General features: G+C 73.2%; 20 protein-coding genes. 11 read left to right on the top strand and 9 right to left on the bottom strand.

What is annotated here, in order from left to right; all coding sequences use genetic code 11:
* Positions 1-29 precede the first annotated feature (29 nt).
* Positions 30-1,442: an FtsW/RodA/SpoVE family cell cycle protein gene (locus tag CHF15_RS19910; protein ID WP_089225172.1), complete on the top strand. Its 1,413-nt coding sequence runs from the start codon at positions 30-32 to the stop codon at positions 1,440-1,442.
* On the top strand, positions 1,439-2,902 hold the full coding sequence (locus CHF15_RS19915) for a penicillin-binding transpeptidase domain-containing protein (RefSeq protein WP_089225173.1): 1,464 nt from the start codon (positions 1,439-1,441) through the stop codon (positions 2,900-2,902). Before CHF15_RS19910 ends, CHF15_RS19915 begins: the two co-directional genes overlap by 4 nt.
* Positions 2,903-2,920: 18 nt before the next feature.
* On the opposite strand, the gene CHF15_RS19920 is transcribed toward CHF15_RS19915, so the two are convergent.
* The gene (locus tag CHF15_RS19920) at positions 2,921-4,003 is read right to left on the bottom strand and encodes a ferritin-like domain-containing protein (RefSeq protein WP_089225174.1); all 1,083 of its coding nucleotides are present in this window, start codon (positions 4,001-4,003) and stop codon (positions 2,921-2,923) included.
* A gap of 52 nt (positions 4,004-4,055) precedes the next feature.
* Between CHF15_RS19920 and CHF15_RS19925 the strand changes: the two genes are divergently transcribed.
* From CHF15_RS19925 to CHF15_RS19955, 7 genes are all read left to right on the top strand, one after another.
* Positions 4,056-4,958 carry an AurF N-oxygenase family protein gene (locus tag CHF15_RS19925; RefSeq protein WP_089225175.1) on the top strand — a complete coding sequence of 301 codons (903 nt, stop codon included), beginning with the start codon at positions 4,056-4,058 and terminating at the stop codon, positions 4,956-4,958.
* 30 nt (positions 4,959-4,988) lie between these two features.
* A complete protein-coding gene (locus CHF15_RS19930) occupies positions 4,989-5,741 on the top strand; it encodes a TetR/AcrR family transcriptional regulator (protein WP_089225176.1) in 753 nt (250 codons plus the stop codon).
* Between the two features lie 34 nt (positions 5,742-5,775).
* On the top strand, positions 5,776-6,042 hold the full coding sequence (locus CHF15_RS19935; protein WP_018563602.1) for a class III extradiol ring-cleavage dioxygenase family protein: 267 nt from the start codon (positions 5,776-5,778) through the stop codon (positions 6,040-6,042).
* Positions 6,043-6,198: 156 nt separating this feature from the next.
* Positions 6,199-7,779: a chitinase gene (locus CHF15_RS19940; protein WP_089225177.1), complete on the top strand. Its 1,581-nt coding sequence runs from the start codon at positions 6,199-6,201 to the stop codon at positions 7,777-7,779.
* A gap of 126 nt (positions 7,780-7,905) precedes the next feature.
* On the top strand, positions 7,906-9,054 hold the full coding sequence (locus CHF15_RS19945; RefSeq protein ID WP_245938923.1) for a C40 family peptidase: 1,149 nt from the start codon (positions 7,906-7,908) through the stop codon (positions 9,052-9,054).
* Between the two features lie 131 nt (positions 9,055-9,185).
* A complete protein-coding gene (locus tag CHF15_RS19950; protein ID WP_245938924.1) occupies positions 9,186-9,770 on the top strand; it encodes a TetR/AcrR family transcriptional regulator in 585 nt (194 codons plus the stop codon).
* An 88-nt stretch (positions 9,771-9,858) separates the two neighbouring features.
* A complete protein-coding gene (locus CHF15_RS19955; protein WP_220093308.1) occupies positions 9,859-10,878 on the top strand; it encodes a zinc-dependent alcohol dehydrogenase family protein in 1,020 nt (339 codons plus the stop codon).
* A 612-nt stretch (positions 10,879-11,490) separates the two neighbouring features.
* On the opposite strand, the gene CHF15_RS19960 is transcribed toward CHF15_RS19955, so the two are convergent.
* Entirely contained in the window at positions 11,491-12,915 is a 1,425-nt protein-coding gene (locus CHF15_RS19960; protein WP_089225180.1) for a selenium-binding protein SBP56-related protein, read from the bottom strand.
* 249 nt (positions 12,916-13,164) lie between these two features.
* On the opposite strand from CHF15_RS19960, the gene CHF15_RS19965 reads away from it, so the two are divergent.
* Positions 13,165-13,791, top strand: coding sequence for a DUF4328 domain-containing protein (locus CHF15_RS19965; RefSeq protein ID WP_143681594.1), 627 nt, complete (start codon positions 13,165-13,167; stop codon positions 13,789-13,791).
* A 61-nt stretch (positions 13,792-13,852) separates the two neighbouring features.
* On the opposite strand, the gene CHF15_RS19970 is transcribed toward CHF15_RS19965, so the two are convergent.
* The 5 genes from CHF15_RS19970 to CHF15_RS19990 all read right to left on the bottom strand — a co-directional run bounded on the left by CHF15_RS19970 (position 13,853) and on the right by CHF15_RS19990 (position 19,363).
* Positions 13,853-15,088, bottom strand: a complete 1,236-nt coding sequence (locus tag CHF15_RS19970; protein ID WP_089225182.1) for a styrene monooxygenase/indole monooxygenase family protein — start codon at positions 15,086-15,088, stop codon at positions 13,853-13,855.
* Positions 15,089-15,185: 97 nt separating this feature from the next.
* Positions 15,186-15,788 carry a GTP-binding protein gene (locus CHF15_RS19975; protein WP_179279874.1) on the bottom strand — a complete coding sequence of 201 codons (603 nt, stop codon included), beginning with the start codon at positions 15,786-15,788 and terminating at the stop codon, positions 15,186-15,188.
* 1 nt (position 15,789) lies between these two features.
* A complete protein-coding gene (locus tag CHF15_RS19980; RefSeq protein ID WP_089225184.1) occupies positions 15,790-16,215 on the bottom strand; it encodes a DUF742 domain-containing protein in 426 nt (141 codons plus the stop codon).
* Positions 16,215-16,739, bottom strand: coding sequence for a roadblock/LC7 domain-containing protein (locus CHF15_RS19985; protein WP_089225185.1), 525 nt, complete (start codon positions 16,737-16,739; stop codon positions 16,215-16,217). Before CHF15_RS19985 ends, CHF15_RS19980 begins: the two co-directional genes overlap by 1 nt.
* Complete coding sequence (locus CHF15_RS19990; RefSeq protein WP_143681595.1) at positions 16,739-19,363, bottom strand: sensor histidine kinase; 2,625 nt, start codon at positions 19,361-19,363, stop codon at positions 16,739-16,741. Before CHF15_RS19990 ends, CHF15_RS19985 begins: the two co-directional genes overlap by 1 nt.
* Positions 19,364-19,720: 357 nt before the next feature.
* On the opposite strand from CHF15_RS19990, the gene CHF15_RS19995 reads away from it, so the two are divergent.
* A complete protein-coding gene (locus tag CHF15_RS19995) occupies positions 19,721-20,566 on the top strand; it encodes a hypothetical protein (protein ID WP_089225187.1) in 846 nt (281 codons plus the stop codon).
* 45 nt (positions 20,567-20,611) lie between these two features.
* Here CHF15_RS19995 and CHF15_RS20000 read toward each other — a convergent pair whose 3' ends face one another.
* On the bottom strand, positions 20,612-21,040 hold the full coding sequence (locus CHF15_RS20000) for a MarR family winged helix-turn-helix transcriptional regulator (RefSeq protein ID WP_245938932.1): 429 nt from the start codon (positions 21,038-21,040) through the stop codon (positions 20,612-20,614).
* Between the two features lie 246 nt (positions 21,041-21,286).
* On the bottom strand, positions 21,287-23,755 hold the full coding sequence (gene lon, locus CHF15_RS20005) for an endopeptidase La (protein ID WP_089225189.1): 2,469 nt from the start codon (positions 23,753-23,755) through the stop codon (positions 21,287-21,289).
* Positions 23,756-23,928 lie beyond the last annotated feature (173 nt).

The raw sequence follows: 23,928 nt of genomic DNA on the forward strand, positions 1-23,928 counted from the left end.
GTCCTGGATGTCTTGCTACGTTGCGTCCCATGACCGCCCCCGCCCCCGGGACCTCGCCGCCGGCCCTCGCCGTGCCCGCCGTCCGGCTGCCCCGCCGCCGGGGCGTCGAGCTGGCACTGCTGGTCGGCGCGGTGCTGATCCCGGTGTACGGCTACTGCGCGGTCGGCCTGGCGCACGACGGCGCCGTGCCGCGGGGCGCGGCCGGCTACGGCGCGGCGCTCGGCGGCCTGGCGCTGGCGGCCCATCTCGCGGTGCGCCTGCGCGCCCCGTACGCCGACCCGCTGCTGCTGCCGATCGGGGTGCTGCTCAACGGCCTCGGCCTGGTCCTGATCTACCGCCTCGACCTGGAGACCCCCGACGCCGCCGCCCCGGCGCAGCTGATCTGGTCGGGGCTGGGCGTGGCCCTGTTCACCGCGGTCGTCCTGCTGCTGCGCGACTACCGCACCCTGGCCCGGTACGCGTACCTCGGTGTCGTGGCGGCCCTGGTGCTGATGATCGCGCCGAGCTGCTTCCCCGCCGTGAACGGCGCGAGGATCTGGATCCGGGTCGCGGGCCTGTCCCTGCAGCCCGGCGAGTTCGCGAAGGTGCTGCTGGCGGTGTTCTTCGCGGCGTACCTCGCGGACAACCGCGCCGCGCTCGCGTACGCCGGACGGCGGGTCTGGCGGTTCCACCGGCTGCAGCTGCCGACCGGCCGGGTGCTCGGCCCGGTGCTGGCGGTCTGGACGATCAGCCTCGGCGTGCTGGTCGTGGAACGCGACCTGGGGACCTCGCTGCTGTTCTTCGGCCTCTTCGTGATCCTGCTCTACGTCGCCTCCGGCCGCACCGGCTGGATCGCGATCGGGCTGGTGCTGTCGGCGGCCGGCGCCTTCCTCGTCGGCACGCTCGAACCGCATGTGCACTCCCGGGTGGCGGACTGGCTGCACCCCTTCGCCAGCATCGAGGCGGGCCTGGGGCCGGGCCAGCTGGCGCAGTCGCTGTTCGCGTTCTCCGCCGGGGGCCTGCTGGGCACCGGCCTGGGCGAGGGGCACTCGATCCTGATCGGCTTCGCGGCCAAGTCCGACTTCATCCTGGCCACGGCGGGCGAGGAGCTGGGACTGACGGGGCTGACCGCGCTGTTCCTGCTGTACGGGCTGCTGGTGGCCCGGGGCTACCGGGCGGGGCTGGCGATCCGCGAGCCGTTCGGCAGGCTGCTGGCCGTGGGGCTGGCCTCGATCGTCGCGCTGCAGGTCTTCGTGATCGCCGGCGGGGTGACGGACCTGATCCCGCTGACCGGGATGGCGATGCCGTTCCTGGCGCAGGGCGGTTCGTCGGTCGTCACCAACTGGGTGATCGTCGCCCTGCTGATCCTGCTCAGCGACACCGCACGCCGTCCGCTGCCCGGTCCGGACGCCGGCCGGACCGACGCCGGCCGGACCGCCGCCGGCGGGACGGACGCCGCGTGATCCCGTACGCCCGCCGGGCCGCGGCGCTGTGCCTGCTGCTCCTGGTCGCCCTGCTGGTGAACGCCCTCCGGATCCAGGTCGTGCGGGCCCCCGCGTACGACGCGAATCCCGCCAACCGGCGGGTGCCGATCGAGCGTTACGGGCAGCCCCGCGGCGACATCCTCGTCGGCAGCCGGCCCGTGACCGGTTCCCGGTCCACCGGCGCCCAGCTGGACTGGGTCCGCACCTACGCCGACGGCCCGCTCTACGCCCCGGTGACCGGCTTCTCCTCCCAGACGTACGGCACGGCCCTGCTGGAGGCCGCCGAGGACGACATCCTCTCCGGCTCCTCCCCCGGTCTGTCCGCGCTCCCGCTGTGGAACGCGGTCAGCAGGCAGCCGCAACGCCCCGGCCACGTCCGCACCACCATCGACCCGGCCGTGCAGAAGGCCGCGTACAAGGCGCTGGGCGGCAAGAAGGGCGCGGTCGCCGCCCTCGACCCGGCGACCGGCCGGATCCTGGCGCTGGTCAGCACGCCCTCCTACGACCCGGGGACGATCGCCGGCACCGGCCCGCAGGCGCTCGGCGCCTGGCGCAGGCTCGTCACGGCCGAGGACCAGCCGATGCTCAACCGGGCGCTGCGCCAGACGTATCCGCCGGGTTCGACCTTCAAGACGGTGACCGCGGTCGCGGCGCTGGTCTCCGGGGTGGTCACCGACGTCGACAGGCCCACCGACTCCCCGGACCCCTACCCCCTGCCGGGTTCCACGACGGCGCTGGGCAACGAGTCGGCGTCCGCGGGCTGCGAGGACGCGCCGCTGCGGTACGCGTACGTCGTCTCCTGCAACACCGTCTTCGGCAAGCTCGGCGACGACGTGGGCCTGCGGGCGATGCGCGAGACGGCCGAGGCCTTCGGCTTCAACGACCCCTCCATCGGGGTGCCCTCGCACCCCGCGGTGAGCGTCTTCGACCGCCGCATGGACCGGGCGCAGCTGGCGCTGTCGTCCATCGGCCAGTACGACACCCGGGCCACCCCGCTGCAGATGGCGATGGTCGCCGCGGCCGTGGCCAACGACGGCACGCTGATGTACCCGCACCTGGTGGACCGGACCACCGACGGCGCCGGGCTTCCGCTGGAGGTCACCGGGCAACGGGCCTACCGGCAGGTCATGGACGCGGCCGTGGCGTTCGCGATGCAGGACATGATGGTCGCCGTGGTGCGGCACGGCACGGGCCGCAACGCCGCGCTCCCCGGCGCGCTGGTGGGCGGCAAGACGGGCACGGCGCAGCACGGCGAGGACAACCGCGGGAACCCGTTCGCCTGGTTCATCTCCTGGGCGAAGCAGAGCCGCGGGGCCCCCGCGGAGGTCGCCGTCGCCGTCGTCGTGGAGGACGCCGCCGCGGACCGTGCCGACATCAGCGGCGGCGGCAAGGCGGCCCCGGTCGCCCGCGCCGTGATGCGCGCGGTGCTGGCGCACTGACCCGGTGCCCCGCCCCGGTCAGTCCTGGGCGCCCAGGGCGATGGCCTCCTCGACCTCGGCGGCCCGCGCGGTCTCCTCCTCGGCGAAGCGCTCGGCGTCGAGCTTCTCGGCGATCTCCTCGTCCTGGGCCATCAGCAGGTCCAGGTCGGAGTCGCCCATCTCCAGGACGCCCATGTCGACGTAGGCGCGCTGCAGCCGCTCGCCCCACAGCCCGATGTCCTTCACGCACGGCACGATGCGGCTGAACAGCAGCTTGCGGAAGAGCTGCAGGTACTCCGAGCGCTCGCTCAGCTCCTCGGCCTCCTGCCGCGGGATGCCGAAGTCCTCCAGCACCTCGGCGCCGCGCAGCCGGTCGCGCATGAGGTAGCAGCCCTCGATGACGAACTCCTCTCGCTCGCGCAGTTCGGCGTCGGACAGCTGCTTGTAGTGGTCGCGCAGCGCCATCCGCCCGAAGGCGACGTGCCGGGCCTCGTCCTGCATGACGTAGGCGAGGATCTGCTTGGGCAGCGGCTTGTCGGTGGTGTCGCGGAGCATGCCGAAGGCGGCCAGCGCCAGGCCCTCGATGAGCACCTGCATGCCCAGGTAGGGCATGTCCCAGCGGGAGTCGCGCAGGGTGTCGCCGAGCAGTGCCTGCAGCGAGTCGTTGATCGGGTAGGTCATACCGACCTTCTCGCGCAGGAAGCGGGAGTAGATCTCGGCGTGCCGGGCCTCGTCCATCGTCTGGGTCGCGGAGTAGAACTTGGCGTCGAGGTCGGGCGCCGACTCCACGATGCGGGCGGCGCAGACCATGGCGCCCTGCTCCCCGTGGAGGAACTGGCTGAACTGCCACGAGGCGTAGGCGCGGCGCATCTCGCGCTTGTTCCGCTCGGACATCTTGTCCCAGTACGGCGTGCCGTAGACGGTCATGTTCTGGTCCGGCACGCCGAGCGGGTCGTACGGGTCGACCTCGATGTCCCAGTCGATGCGGGTGACCGCGTCCCACTGCTTGTCCTTGCCCTTCTGGTAGAGGGCGAGCAGCCGGTCGCGCCCGTCGTCGTACTCCCAGGAGAAGCGCGCGGCCCCGGAGGCCGGGATCTCCCACAGGTTGTCCTGCGACGGCATTGGCGTCTCCTCGACTCTTGACGGGCTTGCTGACACACAGTCTCATAAGAGCATGACCGCTGGCACCCCTCTTGCAACGCGTGAGAAAGTGGCGGAGCGGCTGCTCGACGCCTCCGCGAAACACTCCTTCGACCCCGACACCGAGCTGGACTGGAAGGCCCCGTTCGAGGACGGCAAGTGGTTCTGGCCGCCCGAGTTGTGCTCCCTGTACGACACCCCGCTGTGGAAGCACATGTCCGAGGAGCAGCGGATCGAACTGAGCCGGCACGAGTCGGCGTCGCTCGCCTCGATCGGCATCTGGTTCGAGATCATCCTCATGCAGCTGCTGCTGCGGCACTCCTACGACCTGGACCCCACCAGCGGACACGTCCGCTACGCGCTGACCGAGATCGCCGACGAGTGCCGTCACTCGAAGATGTTCGCGCGGCTGGTGACCCGGCTCGGCACGCCCGTGTACAAGCCGTCGCGGCTGGACCACAACCTCGGCCGGGTGCTGAAGACGGTCTCCACCACCCCCGGCTCCTTCACCGGCACCCTGCTCGCCGAGGAGATCCTCGACTGGATGCAGCGGCTGACCTTCCCGGACGAGCGCGTGCAGCCGCTGACCCGCGGCGTCACGCGCATCCACGTGGTCGAGGAGGCCCGGCACATCCGGTACGCCCGTGAGGAGCTGCGCCGCCAGATGAGTTCGGCGCCGCGCTGGGAGATCGCCTTCACCCGGGTCTCCTCCGCCGAGGCCGCCCGGGTGATCGCCCGGTCGCTGATCAGCCCGCGGGTCTACGCCTCGGTGGGACTGGACCCCCGGTACGCCGCCGAGCTGGCCCGCACCAGTCCGCACCGCCGGGACGTGATGCGGCAGGCCGCACGGAAGCTGATGGACTTCCTGGACGAGATCGGCATGTTCGAGGGTCCGGGCGTACGGCGCATGTGGCGCACCTCGGGGCTTCTCGGGTAGCCCGTCGCGCGGGCGGATACGCTGGCGTCCATGAACGGCCGTTCGACGCCGGCGCCCGCCGCTCCCGCCTACCGCCGGCTGAGCGTCGAGCAGCGCCGTACCCAGCTGCTCGCCGCCGCGGTGGACCTCTTCGGGCACCGCAGGCCCGAGGACGTCTCGGTCGACGACGTGGCCGCGGCCGCCGGGGTCTCCCGCCCCCTGGTCTACCGCTACTTCCCCGGCGGGAAGCAGCAGCTGTACGAGGCCGCCATGCGCAACGCCGCCGAGGAGCTGCGGGCCTGCTTCGTCGAGCCCGCGGAGGGCGAGATGACCCAGCGCCTGTCCAACGCGCTGGACCGCTACCTCGCCTTCGTGGACGAGCACGACGCGGCGTACTCCGCGCTGCTGCGCGGCGGCAGCGTGGCCGAGACCAGCCGGACCGACGCCATCGTGGACGGCGTCCGGCGCAGCGCGGCCGAGCAGATCCTGATGCACCTGGGGGCCCCGCACCCCGGGCCGCGGCTGGCGATGATGGTCCGCTCCTGGATCGCCAGCGTCGAGGCCGTTTCGCTGACCTGGCTGGACGAGGGCAAGCGGCCCCCCGCCCAGGAGCTGCGCAGGTGGCTGGTGGACCACTTCGTCGCGCTGCTGCTGGTCAGCTCCACCACCGACCAGGAGACCGCCGAGGTCGCGCTGGCCGCACTGGAGCGGGAGAGCCCCGGCAGCCCCGCCGGGGACCTGGCCCGCCGGGTGACCCCGCTGGCCCAGGGGATCGCACATCTGCTCCCACCTGCCGTTTCCTGAACGTGGCCCCCTCCGTTGGGCCTACCCTGAGCCCGTGAGGCATGAGGACACGGAATTCGTCGGAGGGCCGCTGGACGGCCGCGTGCTGGGGGTGCTGACCGGCATCACCGGGCAGCCCCCGAAGGTGTACGAGGTACCGGTGCCGCAGGAGGACGGCGCACCCCCCGTCGTGCACGTCTATCATCGCGAGCCCAGTCCCGGCGCGCGTGCGCAGCGCCGTACGCGCTGGGTCTTCGTCTACGACCCGGAGGGGAACCGGCCAGAGAAGCCGCGCTGGCCCTGGTCGAAGCCGCGGGCGTGAGCCGCCGGGGCGGTCGCCCGCGCGACCGCCCCCCACGGGCGGGCGATCCGGGTGACCGGCCACGGGGATGGTCCGGACCATTGACAGAATTGGTCCAGACCTGTTTGCTGCGACTTGTCATGCGCACTTCTTCCTGTCCCCGAAGGAGCGGCCCCCATGAGACACCTCGTCGCCGCGACGGCGACCCTCGCCTGCACCGCCGTCCTCGGCGGGCTGGTCGCCCTCGCCCCCACGGCGCACGCCGGTGAGTTCCTGGCCAACGGAGGCTTCGAGTCGGGCAACCTGTCCGGCTGGAGCTGCGACCCGGGCACCACGCAGGTGGTGACCGGGCAGGCGAAGAGCGGCAGTCACGCCCTCGCCGGCAGCCCGGGCGGCACCGGGACCGCGCAGTGCAAGCAGACCGTCGGCGTCGCCCCCGACACGGCGTACACCTTCTCGGCGCAGGTCAAGGGGAGTTACGTCTACATCGGCGTGGACGGCGGCACCAGCACCTGGACCCCGGGCACCGGCGGCGCCTACCAGCAGCTCAACGTGAGCTTCACCACCGGCCCGAACCAGACCAGCGCGACGGTCTACGTCCACGGCTGGTACGCGCAGCCCACGTACTACGCCGACGACCTGTCGCTGACCGGCCCCGGCGGCCCCACACCCAGCCCGACCCCCACCGACCCGACACCGACCGATCCGACGCCGACGCCGACCCCGACGCCGACCGATCCGGCGCCGTCCTCCCACGCCCTGGTCGGCTACCTGCACTCCAGCTTCGCCAACGGCTCCGGCTACGTCCGCATGGCCGACGTCCCGGCGAGCTGGGACTACATCGACCTCGCCTTCGGCGAACCCACCTCCACCACCTCCGGCGACATCCGCTTCGACCGCTGCCCGGTCGCCGAGTGCCCCAACGTGGAGTCCGACGCGGAGTTCAAGGCCGCGATCAGGGCGAAGCAGGCGCAGGGCAAGAAGGTGCTGATCTCCATCGGCGGCCAGAACGGCCAGGTCCAGCTGACCACCACCGCCGCCCGCGACGCCTTCGTCGCCTCCGTCAGCAGGATCACCGACACCTGGGGACTGGACGGCCTGGACATCGACTTCGAGGGCCACTCGCTCTCGCTCAACGCCGGTGACACCGACTTCCGGAACCCGACCACCCCGGTCGTGGTCAACCTGATCTCCGCGCTGAAGACCCTCAAGGCCAAGTACGGCGGCGGCTTCGTGCTGACCATGGCCCCCGAGACCTTCTTCGTCCAGCTCGGGTACCAGTTCTACGGCCCGGGCCCGAACGGCGCCCAGGACCCGCGGGCCGGCGCGTACCTCCCGGTGATCCACGCCCTGCGCGCGGACCTGACGCTCCTCCACGTCCAGGACTACAACTCCGGGCCGATCATGGGACTGGACAACCAGTACCACCAGATGGGCGGCGCCGACTTCCACATCGCCATGACCGACATGCTGCTGACCGGCTTCCCGGTCGCGGGCAACACCTCCCGGGTGTTCGCGCCGCTCTCCCCCTCCCAGGTCGCCATCGGCCTGCCCGCCGGCAGCAACGCCGGCAACGGCTGGACCACCCCGGCCGAGGTGAACAAGGCGCTGGACTGCCTCACCAGGAAGGTCAACTGCGGCGGCTACGCCACCCACGGCACCTGGCCCTCGCTGCGCGGCCTGATGGCCTGGTCGGTGAACTGGGACAAGTTCGGCAACTGGGAATTCCAGCGGAACTTCGACACCTATTTCGGATGACGCCGGACGAACGGGTGGCTCCGCGACCGGCGGAGCCGCCCGTTCCGGCCCGGCCCCCTGTCATAGCCGACCCGATCATGTAAGGATCTACCCGCACGTATCGGTGGAACAGGCGGAGGTGACGGGATGTCAGCAGCACACCGACCCAAGGAGTGGGTGCGCAGGGCACTCGTCTGCGGGACGCTGCTGGCCGCCGCGGCGCTCGGGATCCCCGCCCAGGCCTACGCCGCTCCCGACGACCCGGTGCCGGACAACCGCACGCTCGTCGTGCTGCTGGAGCAGTTGCAGGACCTCTACCTCAAGGCCGAACAGGCCACCGAGACCTACGACCAGGCCAAGGCCGAACTCGAGGAGAACCAGAGCAAGGCCGACCGCCTCGACCACCAGCTCGCCGAGGAGCGCACCGCGCTCAGCGACGCCCGCGCCCTGGCCGGGCAGCTGGCCCGGGAGCAGTACAAGTCCGGCGGCGTCTCCCCGTACCTCAACCTGCTGCTCAGCAACAACCCGCAGGACGCCTTCACCCAGGGGCACATGCTCGACCGCGCCGCGGGCAGCCAGGCCGAGCTCGTCGCCCAGCTGGAGAACGGCGAGAAGCGGATCGCCGCGCTCAACCGGGCCCAGCAGCACGCGCTGGACGGCTCGGAGCAGCTGGAGGAGCAGCAGCTCGAGGCCAAGGAGGAAATCGAGCGGCAGCTCGCCGACGTCGAGCGGATCCTCGCCGGCCTGACCGGCACCCAGATCGAGGACCTCCAGAAGCTGGAGCAGCAGGGCATCGACCAGGCGCAGGCGGCCTTCCTGCGCTCGGGCAAGCTCGGCAGCGTGGCGCTCACGCCGTCGAAGGCCGGCAACAGGGCGCTGAGCTTCGCCTACGCCCAGCTCGGCAAGCCCTACGTGTGGGGCGCCGAGGGCCCGAAGGCGTACGACTGCTCGGGCCTGACCTCGCAGGCCTGGGAGCACGCGGGCACCACCATCCCGCGCACCAGCCAGGAGCAGTGGAAGCAGCTGCCGCACATCCCGCTGAACCTGCTGCGCCCCGGCGATCTGGTGGTCTACTTCCCCGGCGCGACCCACGTGGCGATGTACATCGGCAACGGCATGGTCATCCAGGCGCCGCGCCCGGGCGGCGTCGTCAAGATCTCCCCGATCGCGGCCAACCCGGTCCTCGGCGCCGTCCGGCCGGACTCCGACGACCCGTCGATGAAGCACTACGTCTCCCCCGTCGCCCCCAAGTCGGCCCACGACCCGACCCCGCTGGGCACCGCCTCGCGCTCCTGAAGCCCTCGGCGCCCCGCGCGTGCGGGAGCCGGCCCCGGTGTGACCGGGGTCTCGCCCTCATCGGACAGACCTGTCTGTTAGTTTTGCCGTGAGGGGCCCGCCGGGCCCCGGCGAGGATCACGGTGAGCACCATGCCCACGACGGCGAAGCGTCCCCCGGCGCGCGAGCGCATACTGACCACGGCCGAGGCGCTGTTCGCCGCCCACGGCCTGCGCGGGGTGGGCGTCGACCGGATCATCGCCGAGTCGGGCGTGGCCAAGTCCACCCTGTACGTGCACTTCCCCTCCAAGGACGAGCTGGCCGCCGCCTACCTGCGCAGGATCGACGACTCCTGGCGGGGCAGGCTGCGCGCCGCCGCGCTGGCGGCGGGGGACGATCCCCGCGAGCAGCTGGTCGGCCTGTTCGACGCGGTCTCGGCCTCGTACGAGCGCCACGGCTTCCACGGCTGCCCGTTCATCAACGCCGCCGCGGAGAGCGAGCCGGGCAGCCTGCCGCACGAGGTGACCGTGGCGCACAAGCGGGCCGTACGGGCGTGGGTGCGCGGGCTGGCCGAGGCGGCCGGCGCCGCGGACCCCGACGGACTCGCGCTGCAACTGACCCTGCTCGTGGACGGCACGCTGGCCGCGGGCAAGCTCGAACAGGATCCGGCGATGCCGGCCGCCGCCAAGGCGGCGGCACGCGCCGTGGTCGAGCGGGCCTGCCCGCCCACCGTCTGATCCCGGCCCCGCCCTCGTCCGCACCACGGGGACGAGGGCGTTCCTTCGACCTGAATCAAACAGACCTGTCTGTTCGAAAGGACACCCCATGACCCCCTCCCGCCCCCCGGTGGACACCACGATGCGCGCCGTCCTGCTGGAGGAGTTCGGCAGCCCCCTCGTCCTCGGCGCGATCCGCACCCCCGTGCCCGGCCCCGGACAGGTGCTGGTCCGGATCGCCGCCTCCGGGGTGAACCCCCTGGACACCAAGATCAGCGCCGGGAAGGCGGCCCACGCCCGGACCCGGCCGCCCGCCGTACTCGGCCTGGACCTGGCCGGGGTGGTCGAGGAGACCGGGGCGGACGTCACCGGCCTCGCACCCGGGGACGAGGTCTTCGGCCTGACCGGCGGGGTCGGCGACCTGCAGGGGTCGCTGGCCGAGTACGCGGCCGTGGACGCCCGGCTGCTGGCCCGCAAACCCGACGCACTGACGATGCGTCAGACGGCGGCGCTGCCGCTGGTCTTCATCACAGCCTGGGAGGGCCTGGTGGACCGGGCGGGCGTGCGCGAGGGGCAGAAGGTGCTCGTCCACGGCGGCGCCGGCGGCATCGGCCATGTCGCCGTGCAGCTCGCCCGGGCCCGGGGCGCGGAGGTCTTCGCCACCGGCTCGCCGCGGAGCCTGCAGACCATCGCCGGTCTCGGGGCGACCCCCATCGACCGCACCACCACCCCGGTCGACGCCTATGTCGCCGAGCACACCGGCGGCGAGGGCTTCGACGTCGTCTTCGACACCGTCGGCGGGGAGACCCTCGACGCCTCCTTCACCGCGGTGCGCACCTACACCGGGCACGTGGTGAGCGCCCTCGGCTGGGGCACCCACAGCCTCGCACCGCTGTCCTTCCGCGGGGCGGGCTACTCCGGGGTCTTCACGCTGCTGCCGATGCTCACCGGCCGCGGGCGCGAGCACCACGGCGCGATCCTGCGCGAGGCGGCCGCCCTCGCCGAGGCCGGGGCCCTGCGGCCGCTGGTCGACCCGCGCCGCTTCACCCTGTCCACGGCCGCCGAGGCGCACGGCGTGGTCGAGCGCGGCGAGGGCCGGGGCAAGGTCGTCGTCGACGTCGCCGGGTGACGGCCCCGGCGGGTGGGTGGGTTGACCGTCCCGCCGTCTCGTGCCCTGCGGGCGCACAGCGGCGGGCTGCGGACGAGAGGGTGGGGGCGGAGCCTTCGCAGCGGTGTGCGGGTCGGCTCGTGGTGGGGGTTCGGGCTCCGGAGCGGGCCGCTTTTTCGGTGCCTTGGGTCTCGTTGCCGTCCGCGGGTGCAGACGGCCGCTTCCCCGCCTCCGGTGGGCGGTGGGCGCGCCCGCCGTGACCGGCGACTGCGGCTGATTCGGGGTGCTGTCGAGCGGTCAGAAGACATCGGGCTCGCTTTCGCCGACATGTTCGGCGGAACAGGGCCCGCTGTCGGGGAAGCACCCGCAGACGCAGGTTACGGCGGGCGCGCCACCCACGAACGGTGCGCGTCGCAACCGGCCATCTGCACCCGCGGACGGCGACGAGACCGCAACCGTACGGGCAACCGGCCCCGCTCAGGAGCCCGAACCCCCACCACGAACCCACCCGCACCGCGACGAGAAGGGCGCCGCCGCCCTCCCCATCCGCAGCCCGCCGCTGTGCGCCCGAAGGGCGCGAGACGTACCCGCGCCCACCCACCGGCGGCACCGCCCACCCGGTCCACCCGGCGGTCAGCGGCGGTAGCAGTACGAGTCCGAGGAGGCGTCGCCGCCCTCCAGGCGGGTCTGGTGCACCCGCAGTCCCCCGAAGTCGGATCCGTGCGGGAAGAAGCCGCCGTCGACGCCGAGCCCGCCGCCCGAGGTGTCGGCGTCGAGCTTCACCATCCACGGGTCGATGCCCTCGGGGTAGAACTGCTCGTCCCACGCGGCGTACAGGGAGTTCGTCACGTACACGCGCCGTCCGTCGCGGCTGAGTTCGACCATCTGCGATCCGCCGCTCAGCGGGACGTCCGGCTCCGCGGGATGCGTCTGCCGGCCGGCGATGCCGCCCAGTCGCACGGCCGCGGTCCGCCTCGGCCGGAGGGGGTCGCTCACGTCGTACTGGAGGAGGTCGCCGGTCCCCCACGCGGACACGTACAGCCACCGGTCGTCCACCGACAGGTCGATGTCGGTGATCAGCGGCGGTACGGCGCCGAACGGCCGCAGCGCCGGGGGCAGGTCCTCCGCTCGGGCGGGCTCGGCGGGCAGGGTGATCACCTTGCGGACCGTGAACTCCCCGTTCTCCCGGGTCCACAGCCACACCGAGGCCGACAGGTCCTCGACGTCGACGACGGTGTTCACGAACCCCCAGGTCGCCTCGGGGTCGTGGGAGGGGCGCAGCTCCAGCACCATCTGGTTCTCGTCCCCCAGGTCGACGCGCTGCAGGTGCCGTCCGCTCTCGAGGTCCCAGAAGTGCACCGCGTGCCCGTAGCGGCGGTCCAGCAGCAGTTCGGGGACGAGCCCGTCCTCGATCATCGAGGGGCTGCCCCACTCGCTGGTCACGGCGATGTTCTGCCGCAGGTGCCACCAGACGTCGTAGGCGAGCCGCTGCGGTCCACGCTCGGTCTCCCAGGCGCGCAGCACGTCGAAGGTCTCGTGGTCCAGCAGCGCGACACCGCCGGGCCCGTCCGCGCCGTCCGCGCCGCCCAGGCAGGACAGGAAGACCCCGTCGGGGCCGCAGTGGAGGGTGTGCGGCCGCGAGTAGCCGGCCCTGGCGGCCAGTTCCCCGGCCTCGACCACCTTGACCAGGCGCGGGTGGGCCGGATCGGGGACGGTGTCGAGGACGTGCAGCCGGGAGGAACGCAGTCCCGGGACGATGAGGTAGCGCCGCGCGGCGTGGTGGTGACCGGGGTGGGCCAGCGCGCTCGAACAGGCGTTCCAGCCGAAGTGGTGCAGTTCGTTGCCCCGGTCGGGCAGCTCGACCCGGGCGGCCACCCGGCCGTAGGCCGGGGACTGCGGGTCGGTGACGACGGTGAACAGCGCGTCCGGGCGCTCGCCCGCCGGGTCGAACCCGGCGACGTAGGCGAGACTCTCCGGTGGCGCGGCGACCGCGTCCGCCGGGGTGCGGTACAGGGTGGGGTCCAGGTGGCCGTCGCGGTCGTGCTCGGTCGTCGTCATGGCCGTTCCCTCTCCCGTACGGGAGCCCGGGCCGGGGGCCTTGCGCGGCGGACGGCCGGACCCACACGTGCGGGATCCGTGTGCGGAAGCCGGACGGATGTCCCGTACGACGAGCGTTTCACAGCCCCGCGGACCCCGCCAGGGCGGGACCGCGAGCACCCGGGGCGCGCGTACCGGAGCCGCTGCGCGGGCGGCGGGACGCGGGCAGCGGTGGACCGGAGAGCGGGGGCGGCGGTAGGTTGCGGCGCCGTGACCCACGACGACGCCGTCATCATCTCCCCGCCCGCACGTCCGCCCCGGGGCGAGCCGGTCTTCGTCCCGAGGGCGACGACCGTCGTCGTCGTGGCCGCGCTCGGGGTGTGCGTGCTGGTGAACGCCGCGCTCCTCGCCGACCGGCTGCTGCTCGACCGCGCCGCCGCCGGCTCGGACGCCGCGCTCGTGCGGAAGGACCAGGTCGTCACCCTGACCGGTCTGAGCCATGTCGCCTTCGTGCTCACCGGGGTGGTCTTCCTGCGCTGGCTGTGGCAGATGCGGGTGAACGCCGAGGCGCTGGCGCCCGGTGGACACCGGATGCGGCGCGGCTGGACCACGGGCGCGTGGCTGATACCGCTGGCCGGCTTCGTCCTGCCCAAGCGGATCATCAACGACATATGGGCGGCCAGCTCGCCGCCCGGACGTCCGCGGCGCACCAGCGTGCTGCTGACCTCGTGGTGGCTGCTCTTCGTGGCGGCCCAGCTCCTGGCCTCCCCCACCGCCACCGGGGACCCGGCGGCGACGGAGACGGCGGGCGCCGCGCTCTGGGTTCTGGCGGGGGCGCTGTGCATCGGCGTGGTGCTGAGGCTCGCGTCGATGCAGCGGACGCGGCTGCGGGGCTGAGACCGGCAGGCCGTCCGGCGTCGCGGCGCCGGCGGTGTGCACCGCCGGCGCCGCGGAGCGGTCAGGCTCCGGCGACCGAGGCCAGGTAGGCGCCCGCCGCCTCGGGGTCGTAGAAGTACGACTCGTAGTCCGACGGGTCGTCGAAGCCGTTGGCGAAGCGGTTCGCCACGGCCGGCAGCTGCCCGGCGGCGCCGATCAGGCCGAGGACGTGCTCCGGCGGCGGGCCGAGCAGGGCGTTGGTCCACTTGGTCACCGGCTCGGCGGTGGCCCAGAAGCGGGCGAAGGCGGACTCCATCCAGTCCCGGTCGAAGGGCTTGTCGCCCTGCTCGACGATGGCGTCGAGATAGGCGGCAGCGCACTTGGAGGCGCTGTTGGAACCCTGGCCGGTGATCGGGTCGTTGGCCACGACGACGTCGGCGACGCCCAGCACCAGCCCGCCGGAGGGCAGTTCCGCGACGGGGTGCCGGACCACCGGCGCGAAACGCCCGGCCAGGGTGCCGCCGGCGTCCGTCAGCTCGACCTCGCGGGCGCGGTCGTACTCCCAGGGGATGTGACGCTCCATCAGCTCAAGGGTGATGCGCAGGTGTTCCCGCGGGTCCTTCACACCGTCGAAGACGTCGAGCGGGCCGCCCGGCAGCCCCTCCCAGAAGAGGATGTCGCAGGGGCCCGAGGTGGTGAACGCCGGGATCACGATCAGTTCGCCGGCGCCGGGCACCATGTTGAGCCGCACCGCGTGGAGGTCGGGGTGCTCCGGGCGCGGGGCGAGGCCGTGCACATAGGCGACGGCCAGCGCTCGCTGCGGGCTGTCGTACGGGGAACGCCCCGCGTCCCGGCCGAACAGGGAGACCAGTTCGCCCTTGCCCGCCGCGACCATCACCAGGTCGTAGGCGCGGGCGAAGTAGTCCAGGTCCCCGACGGTCACGCCGTGGACGACCAGCTTGCCGCCGCGCTCGACGAAGGTCTCCAGCCAGCCGGCCATCTTCACCCGCTGGTCGACGGACTGCGCGTACGCGTCGAGCCGTCCCACCCAGTCGATGGGCCTCGATCCGTCGGGGGCGGCGACGGAGACGCCCAGGCCCTCGATCCGGGGGGTCTGGTCCTCCCAGAAGTCGACGCCGAGGTCGCGCTCGTGCGCCAGCGCCGTGCCGAACATGCACTGGGTGGACATGACACGCCCCTGGCGTATCTCGTCCGCCGTGCGGTTGGACATGACGGTGACCTCGTACCCCTGGGCCTGCAGGCCCAGGGCCAGTTGGAGCCCGGACTGGCCGGCTCCCACGATCAGTATCTTGCGCAAGGCGGCATGCTCTCTCGTGCGGTGCGGCTTGAGTGCGTCCGGCGGGCGTCCCCACGACTCCCCCGGAGGAGTGCTCGGCCGTGTCGGCCGTGTCGCCCTAGTCCGGCTGTGCGACGAGGGCCTGCTTGACCAGGGCCAGCAGCACCTGGATCACCGACTGGCGGTCGCGGGCGTCGCATATCGCCACCGGTACCTCGTCCGGCACGGCGAGCGCCTCGCGGACGTCGATCTCCTCGTAGGCCGTGGTGCCCTCGAAGTGGTTGACCGCCACGGCGTAGGGCAGACCGCTGCTCTCGAAGTAGTCCAGCGCCGGGAAGGCGTCGGCCAGCCGGCGGGTGTCGGCGAGGACGACCGCGCCGATCGCGCCGCGCACCAGGTCGTCCCACATGAACCAGAAGCGCTGCTGGCCGGGGGTGCCGAACAGGTAGAGCACCAGTTCCCGGTCGAGCGTGATGCGGCCGAAGTCCATCGCCACCGTGGTGGTGGTCTTGTCCGGGGTGGAACCCAGGTCGTCGATGTCCTCGCTGGCCCGGGTCATCACCGCCTCGGTGGTGAGCGGGGTGATCTCCGAGACCGCGCCGACGAAAGTGGTCTTGCCCACGCCGAATCCGCCCGCGACCACGATCTTGGTCGAGGTGGGGGCGTGGCTCACGTCCAGTTGCCACTCCTGCAGGCCGTCTTCTTCCGCGAGGGACGACATGTCAGAGCCTGCGAAGTCCACCGAGCACCCTCTCCAGCAGCGCGCGATCCGGGGCGCCGGGCCCGTGCCCGGTCCCGTACACGCGGATCCTTCCCTGATCGGCCAGGTCGCTGAGCAGCACCCGGACCACACCGAGCGGCATGCGCAGCAGCGCCGAGATCTCCGCCACCGAGCGCATCCGGCGGCACAGTTCCACGATGGCCCGCATCTCCGGCATGACGCGCTCGGCCCAGCCGCCCGAGGTCAGCTCACGGCGCTCGGCGGAGGCGTCGATCGTCGCGACGAAGGTCTCCACCAGCAGCACGTGGCCGAAGGTCGTACGGCCACCGGTCAGCGCGTACGGCCGTACGCGGGCGGCCCTGCGCCCGGCACCCCGTACCGGGAGGGCGGCGGCCGCCTGGGCCGCGGGAATCACCGGACGGCGCATCAGCTGCCCTCCTCGATCGCCTGGCGCAGCTCCGTGCGGAGCGCGGGGGTGAGCACATGGCCGGCCCGGCCCACGAACAGGGCCATGTGATAGGCCACCACGCTCATGTCGCACTCGGCGTCCGCGTGGACACCGAGCAGCGAACCGTCCCCGACCGTCATGACGAACACGCTGCCGTTCTCCATCGACACGCCCGTCTGGCGCACGCCGCCGCCGTCCATCAGGCGCGCGGCGCCGTCGGTCAGCGAGGCGATGCCGGAGACCACCGTGGCGAGGTCGGCGGAGGTGCCCGCCGGGCCCCGGGGCGGCCGTCCGGCCGCACCGTCCGCCGCGCCCTCGTCCGCCGTCCCGGCCTCGGCCTCGTCCTCGGGCTCCGAGGTCAGCAGCAGCAGTCCGTCCGAGGACACGACGGCCACGGAGCGGACCCCGGGCACGTCCTCCACGAAATTGCTCAGCAGCCACTGGAGGTTACGTGCCTCGTGGCTCAGGCCCCGTTCACTCTGGGTGTCCGTACCGGCCGACATCAACCGCGTGCCTCCTCGACGCCTTCGGCTTCGACTTGTTGGTGTCCCCCCGAACTGCCTTCCGCTGCGGCCGCGTCCGCGGCCTTCCTCGGCGCGGGCAGGCCGCGCCGGATCTCCTGCGTCTCGGCGTGGGCCTCCGCCCGGCCCTCGCGCAGGCCCTGGGCGAAGCCGCCGAGCTTGCGCCGCAGCTCCTCCGGGTCCACCCCGCCCCCCTGGCGGGCCCTCCCCCGGACCTGCGGTTCGCCCGACAGCCCCGTGGACCGCGGCACCCGCTGCGGAAGCCCCTTGGCGGTGAGCCCCCCGCCGTCCGGCGTCTCCCCGGCGGCCGGAGCCGGCGCCTGGGCCTGAGCCGGCGCCCCGGACGCCGCGACCGGTGCCGGCGCGGACTCCGTATCCGGGGTCGCGGCGGAAGCGGGCCGGTCGGCGCGGGCGTGCTCAATGGCGTCGCCCCCGGGCCGGGACGCCTCGTCGGACGCTTCACCGGGTACGTCGCCGGGCGCGGTGCCGGCCGGTTCCGTCGCCGGCTCCACGGCCGCCGGTGCCGTGCGCTCCGGCTCCCCGGCCCGCTCCTCGCGGGCCCGCCGCAACGCCTTGCGCGGCTGCCACGGCTCTCCCGCGACGGCCGCCTCCACGGGGGTCTGCGGGCCGTCCGGGTCCTCCGCGGGCGCGGTGAGCGCCGTGGGGACGACCACCACGGCGGTGGTGCCGCCGCGCTTGGCGTCGCGGAGCTGCACGCGGATGCCGTGCCGGGCGGCGAGCCGGGCGACGACGTACACGCCGATCCCGGTGGCCTCGGCGACGGAGGTGTGCTCCGCGGGATCGGTCTGCGTCAGCAGCGCGTTGAGTTCGTCCAGCCGGGCCGCCGGGATGCCGATGCCCTCGTCCTCGACCGAGAGCATCAGCTCGCCGCTCTCCAGCATCCAACCGGACAGCTGCACCTCGGTCTCCGGCGGGGAGAAGGCGGCCGCGTTCTCCAGGAGCTCGGCGATCAGGTGGCTGAGGTCGTCGGTGGCGAACCCCGCGATGCGTCCCGCGGGCAGTTGGTGGATGCGGACCCGCTCGTACTTGTCGATCTCGGAGACCGCGGCGCGCGCCACGTCGACCAGCGGGACGGGCTTGGGGTGCGCGTGGCCGTGCTCGGTGCCGGCGAGCAGCAGCAGGTTCTCGCTGTTGCGGCGCATGCGGGTGGCCAGGTGGTCCAGCTTGAACAGCTGGGAGAGCTCCTCCGGGTCGTGGACCAGTTCCTCCAGCCGCTCGATCAGCGTGAGCTGGCGCTCGACCAGACCGAGGGTGCGCAGCGTCAGGCTGACGTAGGTGCCGTGGACGTTGTCCTGCAGGGAGCCCAGGCGCGTGGTGAGCGCGTCCTGCCGGCCGTGCAGCAGATCGCGTTCCGCGGCGAGGGCGTCCCGTACGCCCTGGAGCTTGGTGTGCTCGGCGTCCTGAGCGGCGACGCGCCCGCGCAGCCCGTTCACCTCGGCGCGGAGCGCGTTGACGGCCCGTGCCGTCGCCGCGAACTCGTCGGAGCCGACGATCCTGACCTGCTCGTCGGCGGGGACGTCCCCGCGGGCGAAGCGGTTCAGGGCGGCGGCCGGGCGGGTGATGGAGCGGGCCGTGGAGACACCGACGCCCAGGACGAGCAGGAAGCACACCGAGGCGAGGGCGATGTGGAGTTCGAGGGCCGTCACGTCGTCGTCGCGCAAGGCGGCGAGCCGGTCGGCGGCGGCCGCGGCGAGCGAGGACTCGACACCGCGCATCATGTCGACGCGTGCGGAGAGCGCCGCCTGGACCGCTTCCGGCTTGTGCTCACGGTCGGCGGCGGACAGCGAGGAGCTGTTCAGCAGCTTCTCGAGCCGCTTGTCGGCCTCGTTGACGTCGGAGCCGGTGACCGTCTGGTCGTACTGCTCGACGGCGGCCTGCGAGGCCCCGCCGCGGAAGTCGGCGAGTGCGGACCGCTCGCTGACCGCGGCGGTCTGCGCGGCGCCGACCAGGCCGGACTGCCCGCCGTCGGCGGTGAGCGCGCCCACCAGCAGGCCGCGCTGGACGGAGGCCTGGTCGACGGCGCGGGCGAGTTCGGGCAGCGCGGTGGTGTCGGCGGAGGCGCCACGCGCGGGCAGCGAGCGGGCGACGGCGGAGCCGATCCCGCGCAGTGCCCGGATCGCCGGGTCGTAGGCCGCCACGGCGGCCTCGGCGGAGCCGGGGCCGGAGAGCGTCTTCTGCCGGACGGCGGCGAGTTCCCCGAGCTGCCGGACAACCTCGGCGGTCGCGTCGGCGAAGGCGGGGGCGTCGTCGGTGTCGGCGTCGGCCGCCGCCGCCAGCACCTCCTTGGCCTGGCGGTCGACCCGTACCCGCTGGGTCTCGGAGACGCCGTCGCCGCCCTCGGTGGAGCGGCCGCCGGCCACGAAGACGGCCATGCCGTCGCGTTCGTCGGCCAGGGCGTGGGACAGCGAGACCGCCTGGGTCCCGAGTCGCGCCATGCCGACCAGTCGTTGCGCCTCGGCCAGATCGCGCACGCCCGTGGCAACGCCAGGAGCGGAGGCGGCCAGGACCGTGACGGCGCAGATCAGCAGGGCGCCCAGCAGTCTCTGCCGTACGCGCTTGGTCCGCGGGTTACGTCGTGTTCGCACCGGTGCTCGCTATCCCGTCTCGCCTGATCCACTGGTCCCGAGATGACGACACATCGGCCGGGCACCGAGCACGGCAACGTCTGGCCTCATCCCGGCATCGTGCCGACCTTCTCAGGCCGACCCGGAATGCAGATGTGCGTCCCCCGCCTCGACACCCGAACGAGTGAATCGCACCGACAAGTTGACGTTCAACTCCCCGGCTGGATCGTTACGCGCGCGCCTTCCGGCCGAGCGGCACCGGAACTGGCATCGCGGCCGCCGCCCTGGCAGGATGCGCGCCTTCGCCCACCGGTGACCCCCGGCGGGCGTCCCCGGACTTCGAACAGCTCCCCCCGGCGGCTGCTGCAGACTGACCGCATGCGCATCGAGACGGCGACCGAGCCCGGCAGCCCCGGGCGCCCCAACGAGGACTTCGTGGCGGTGGCCATGCCCGCGTCAGGCGGCGGCGGTTCACTGGTCCTGCTGGACGGCGTGACCCCTCCCGACGGCCCCACCGGCTGCCGTCACGACGTCCCCTGGTACGTCGCCCACCTGGGCGGATCCATGATCGAACTGTCCGTTTCGCCCGCGGCCCCGAGCCTGGCGCAGTGTCTCGCGGAAGCCGTCCTGCGCACCGCCGACGCGCACCGCGACACCTGTGACCTTTATCACCGCCGCACCCCGCAGGCGACCGTGGTGGCGGTCCGGTGGAATGCGGACACCGTGGAGCATCTGGTGCTATCCGACTCGGTGTTGCTCATCGAGGACACCGCAGGTCAGGTCGGTGCCGTGCGCGACGACCGGCTGGACCGGCTGCCCGGTCCGGTGACCGCGCTGCGCGCCGCGGTGCGGGCCCTGCCGCGCGGCACGGCCGCCCGCGCCGAGGCCGCCGCGGAGTACGGACGGGCGGTGGAGGCCCTGCGCAACGCCGAGGGCGGCTTCTTCACCGCGGCGGCCGACCCCGCGGTCGCGGACCGCGCCGTCACGGGTACCCACCCGCGCTCGCGGGTCCGCGCGGTCGCGGCCCTGACGGACGGCGCCGCCCGTCTGGTCGAGGTCTTCCACGAGCAGGACTGGCAGGGCGCGTTCACGCTGCTGCGCAAGGCCGGCCCCGGGGAACTCCTGCGGCGCGTGCGCGCTGCGGAGTCCGCGGACCCGGACGGCACCCGCTTCCCGCGCGGCAAGGTGCGCGACGACGCGACCGCGGTGCTGGCGCAGTGGTGACGGCGGCGGGCCCGCACGCCGGCGGAGGGCGGAGGGCCGCGCGGGTTACGCGCCCTCCTGCTCCTGCGAGGAGTTCAGCTGGCCCAGCAGCCGGGCCAGTTCGCGCAGTTCGTCGCGGTCCCAGCCGCTGAGCCGGTTGACGTAGCGGGCCCGGCGCGCCTGCCGGACCCGCGAGAAGCGCTCGGCGCCCTCCGTGGTCAGCTGCACCAGGAAGGCCCGTCCGTCGGCGGGGTCCGGTTCGCGCCGGACGAGCCCGAGGTCCTCCAGGGCGCGCAGTTGACGGCTCATCGTGGCCTTGCCGACACCGAAGTAGCCGGCGAGCACGGTGGCCCGCTCGGGTCCGGTCTCGGCGAGCCGGGCGAGGATCCCGTACGCGGCGGGCTCCAGGTCGGGATGGACCTCGCGGGCCATCTCGCCGGAGGAGGCGCGGGCACGCCGCAACAGGACGGTGAGCTCGCGTTCGAGCGCCTCCATCACGGGATCCGCCTCCCTGGGGGAGCCGGCGGTTCCGGCCACCTGGTCACCCGCCTTCCGTCGTGAAAACGTCTCGTCTCCGGCCGCCCTGTGCGCAGCGCCCCCAGTATTTCGCAGGCGCGGACCAACCACGTGACCAGGGGCACTTCCACATCTGGTGTCCCGCCGACGGCCGCACGCACGGAGAGCGGCCCCTCCTCAGGCCATGGGAGGGGCCGCTCTCCGTTCACCCGGTCAGGGCCTCGTTCAGGCCGCGACCGAGGGCTCCGCCGCCGACGGCGCGGGGCCGTCCTCCAGGCCGGAGTCCGCGCCGGTGACGGCGGGCTCCAGGGCGAGCTTCAGCACGTGCCGGACGTCCGAGACCGCGTGGACCTCCAGCTTCTCCAGGACCTCGGCGGGGACGTCGTCCAGGTCCGCCTCGTTCCGCTTGGGGATGACCACGGTGGTGATCCCGGCCCGGTGCGCCGCCAGCAGCTTCTGCTTGACGCCGCCGATCGGCAGCACCCGCCCGGTCAGCGACACCTCGCCGGTCATCGCCACGTCGGTGCGGACCCGGCGCCCCGACAGGAGCGAGGCCAGCGCGGTGGTCATGGTGACGCCCGCGCTCGGGCCGTCCTTCGGGACCGCGCCCGCGGGGACGTGGATGTGGACGCCGCGCTCCTTCAGATCGCCGACCGGCAGCTCCAGTTCGGCGCCGTGCGAGCGCAGGAAGGAGAGCGCGATCTGCGCGGACTCCTTCATCACGTCGCCCAGCTGCCCGGTGAGCTGCAGCCCGCTGCCGCCGGTCTCCGGGTCGGCCAGCGACGCCTCGATGTAGAGGACGTCGCCGCCCGCGCCGGTCACCGCCAGGCCCGTGGACACGCCCGGCACCGCCGTGCGCCGCTCCTGCGGGTCCTGCGCCGACTCCGGCACGTGGTGCGGCCGCCCGATGAGCTCCCGCAGGTCCTCCGGGGTCACCGTGAACGGCAGCTCGCGCTCGCCGAGCTCGTGCCTGGCCGCGACCTTCCGCAGGATGCGGGCGATCGACCGCTCCAGGGTGCGCACGCCCGCCTCGCGGGTGTACTCCCCGGCCAGCTTGCGCAGGGCCGCGTCGTCGACGGTGACCTCGTCCTCGCCGAGCCCGGCCAGCTCGCGCTGGCGCGGCAGCAGGTGGTCACGCGCGATGACGACCTTCTCGTCCTCGGTGTAGCCGTCCAGCCGCACCAGCTCCATGCGGTCCAGCAGCGGCTCGGGGATGGCCTCCAGGACGTTGGCGGTGGCGAGGAACACCACGTCGCTCAGGTCCAGTTCGACCTCCAGGTAGTGGTCCCGGAAGGTGTGGTTCTGGGCCGGGTCCAGGACCTCCAGCAGGGCCGCGGCCGGGTCGCCGCGGTAGTCGGAGCCCACCTTGTCGATCTCGTCCAGCAGGACCACCGGGTTCATCGACCCGGCCTCCTTGATGGCACGCACCAGCCGGCCGGGCAGCGCGCCGACGTAGGTGCGCCGGTGGCCCCGGATCTCCGCCTCGTCGCGGACGCCGCCGAGCGCGACGCGCACGAACTTCCGCCCCATCGCGCGGGCCACGGACTCGCCGAGCGAGGTCTTGCCGACGCCGGGCGGACCCACCAGGGCCAGCACCGCGCCGCCGCGGCGGCCGCCGACGACGCCGAGACCCCGGTCGGTGCGGCGCTTGCGCACGGCCAGGTACTCGGTGATGCGTTCCTTCACGTCCTCCAGGCCCGCGTGGTCGGCGTCCAGCACCGCCCGCGCGCCGGGGATGTCGTAGGCATCCTCGGTCGTGGTGTTCCACGGCAGCTCCAGGACGGTGTCCAGCCAGGTGCGGATCCAGCTGCCCTCGGGGGACGCGTCGCTGGACCGCTCCAGCTTCTCGACCTCCTTCAGGGCGGCCTCGCGCACCTTCTCGGGCAGGTCGGCGGCCTCGACGCGGGAACGGTAGTCGTCCGCCTCGTCCTCCGGGTCGCCGTTCAGCTCGGCCAGCTCCTTGCGGACGGCCTGCAGCTGCTGCCGGAGCAGGAACTCGCGCTGCTGCTTCTCCATGCCCTCCTGGACGTCCTTGCGGATGGTCTCCGCGACGTCCTGCTCGGCCAGGTGGTCCCGCAGCCACTGCGTGGCCAGCCGCAGCCGGGCGACCGGGTCGACGGTCTCCAGCAGCTCGATGCGCTGGCTGGTGGTGAGGAAGCCCGAGTAGCCGGCGTTGTCCGCCAGCTGCGAGACCTCCTCGATCTGCTGGACGCGGTCCACGACCTGCCAGGCGCCGCGCTTGCGCAGCCAGCTGGTGGCGAGGGCCTTGTACTCCTTCATGAGCTCCGCGACGGTGCCGGGAGCCTCGGCGGGTGCGGGCTCGGAGAGCTCGGTGCCCTCCACCCACAGGGCGCGGCCGGGACCGGTCGTGCCGGCGCCGATGCGCACGCGGCTCACACCGCGGATGACGGCACCGGGATCGCCGTCCGACAGACGTCCCACCTGCTCGACGGTGCCCAGCGTGCCCACGCCCGCGTAGTCCCCGTCCACCCGGGGAACGAGCAGCACCCGCGGCTTGTTGCCGAGTCCGGGCTGCCCGGACCGCTGGGCGGCCTGCGCCGCCTCGACCGCGGCGCGCGCCTCGGCGTCGGTCAGGTCCACCGGCACGACCATGCCGGGCAGGACCACCTCGTCGTCGAGGGGCAGCACGGGCAGGGTGAGCGGCGCGAACGCCGACGAAGACGACTGAGCCATTATCTCTCCCTAAGCAATCAAGTTGAGCTATGCAGACTCAATGCATCTGATGCCCCTGGTGTTCCCCAGGTCGTGTTCGCTCTGAGCGATCGGCCGCTGAGCACCCTTCCCGGGCCCCGCGCGGGCACCGCCGGACGTCCTTGCCGCCCCTTCCCGAGAACCGCGCGCGGCAG

This window comes from Actinacidiphila glaucinigra (genome assembly GCF_900188405.1).
Lineage (GTDB): Bacteria > Actinomycetota > Actinomycetes > Streptomycetales > Streptomycetaceae > Actinacidiphila > Actinacidiphila glaucinigra.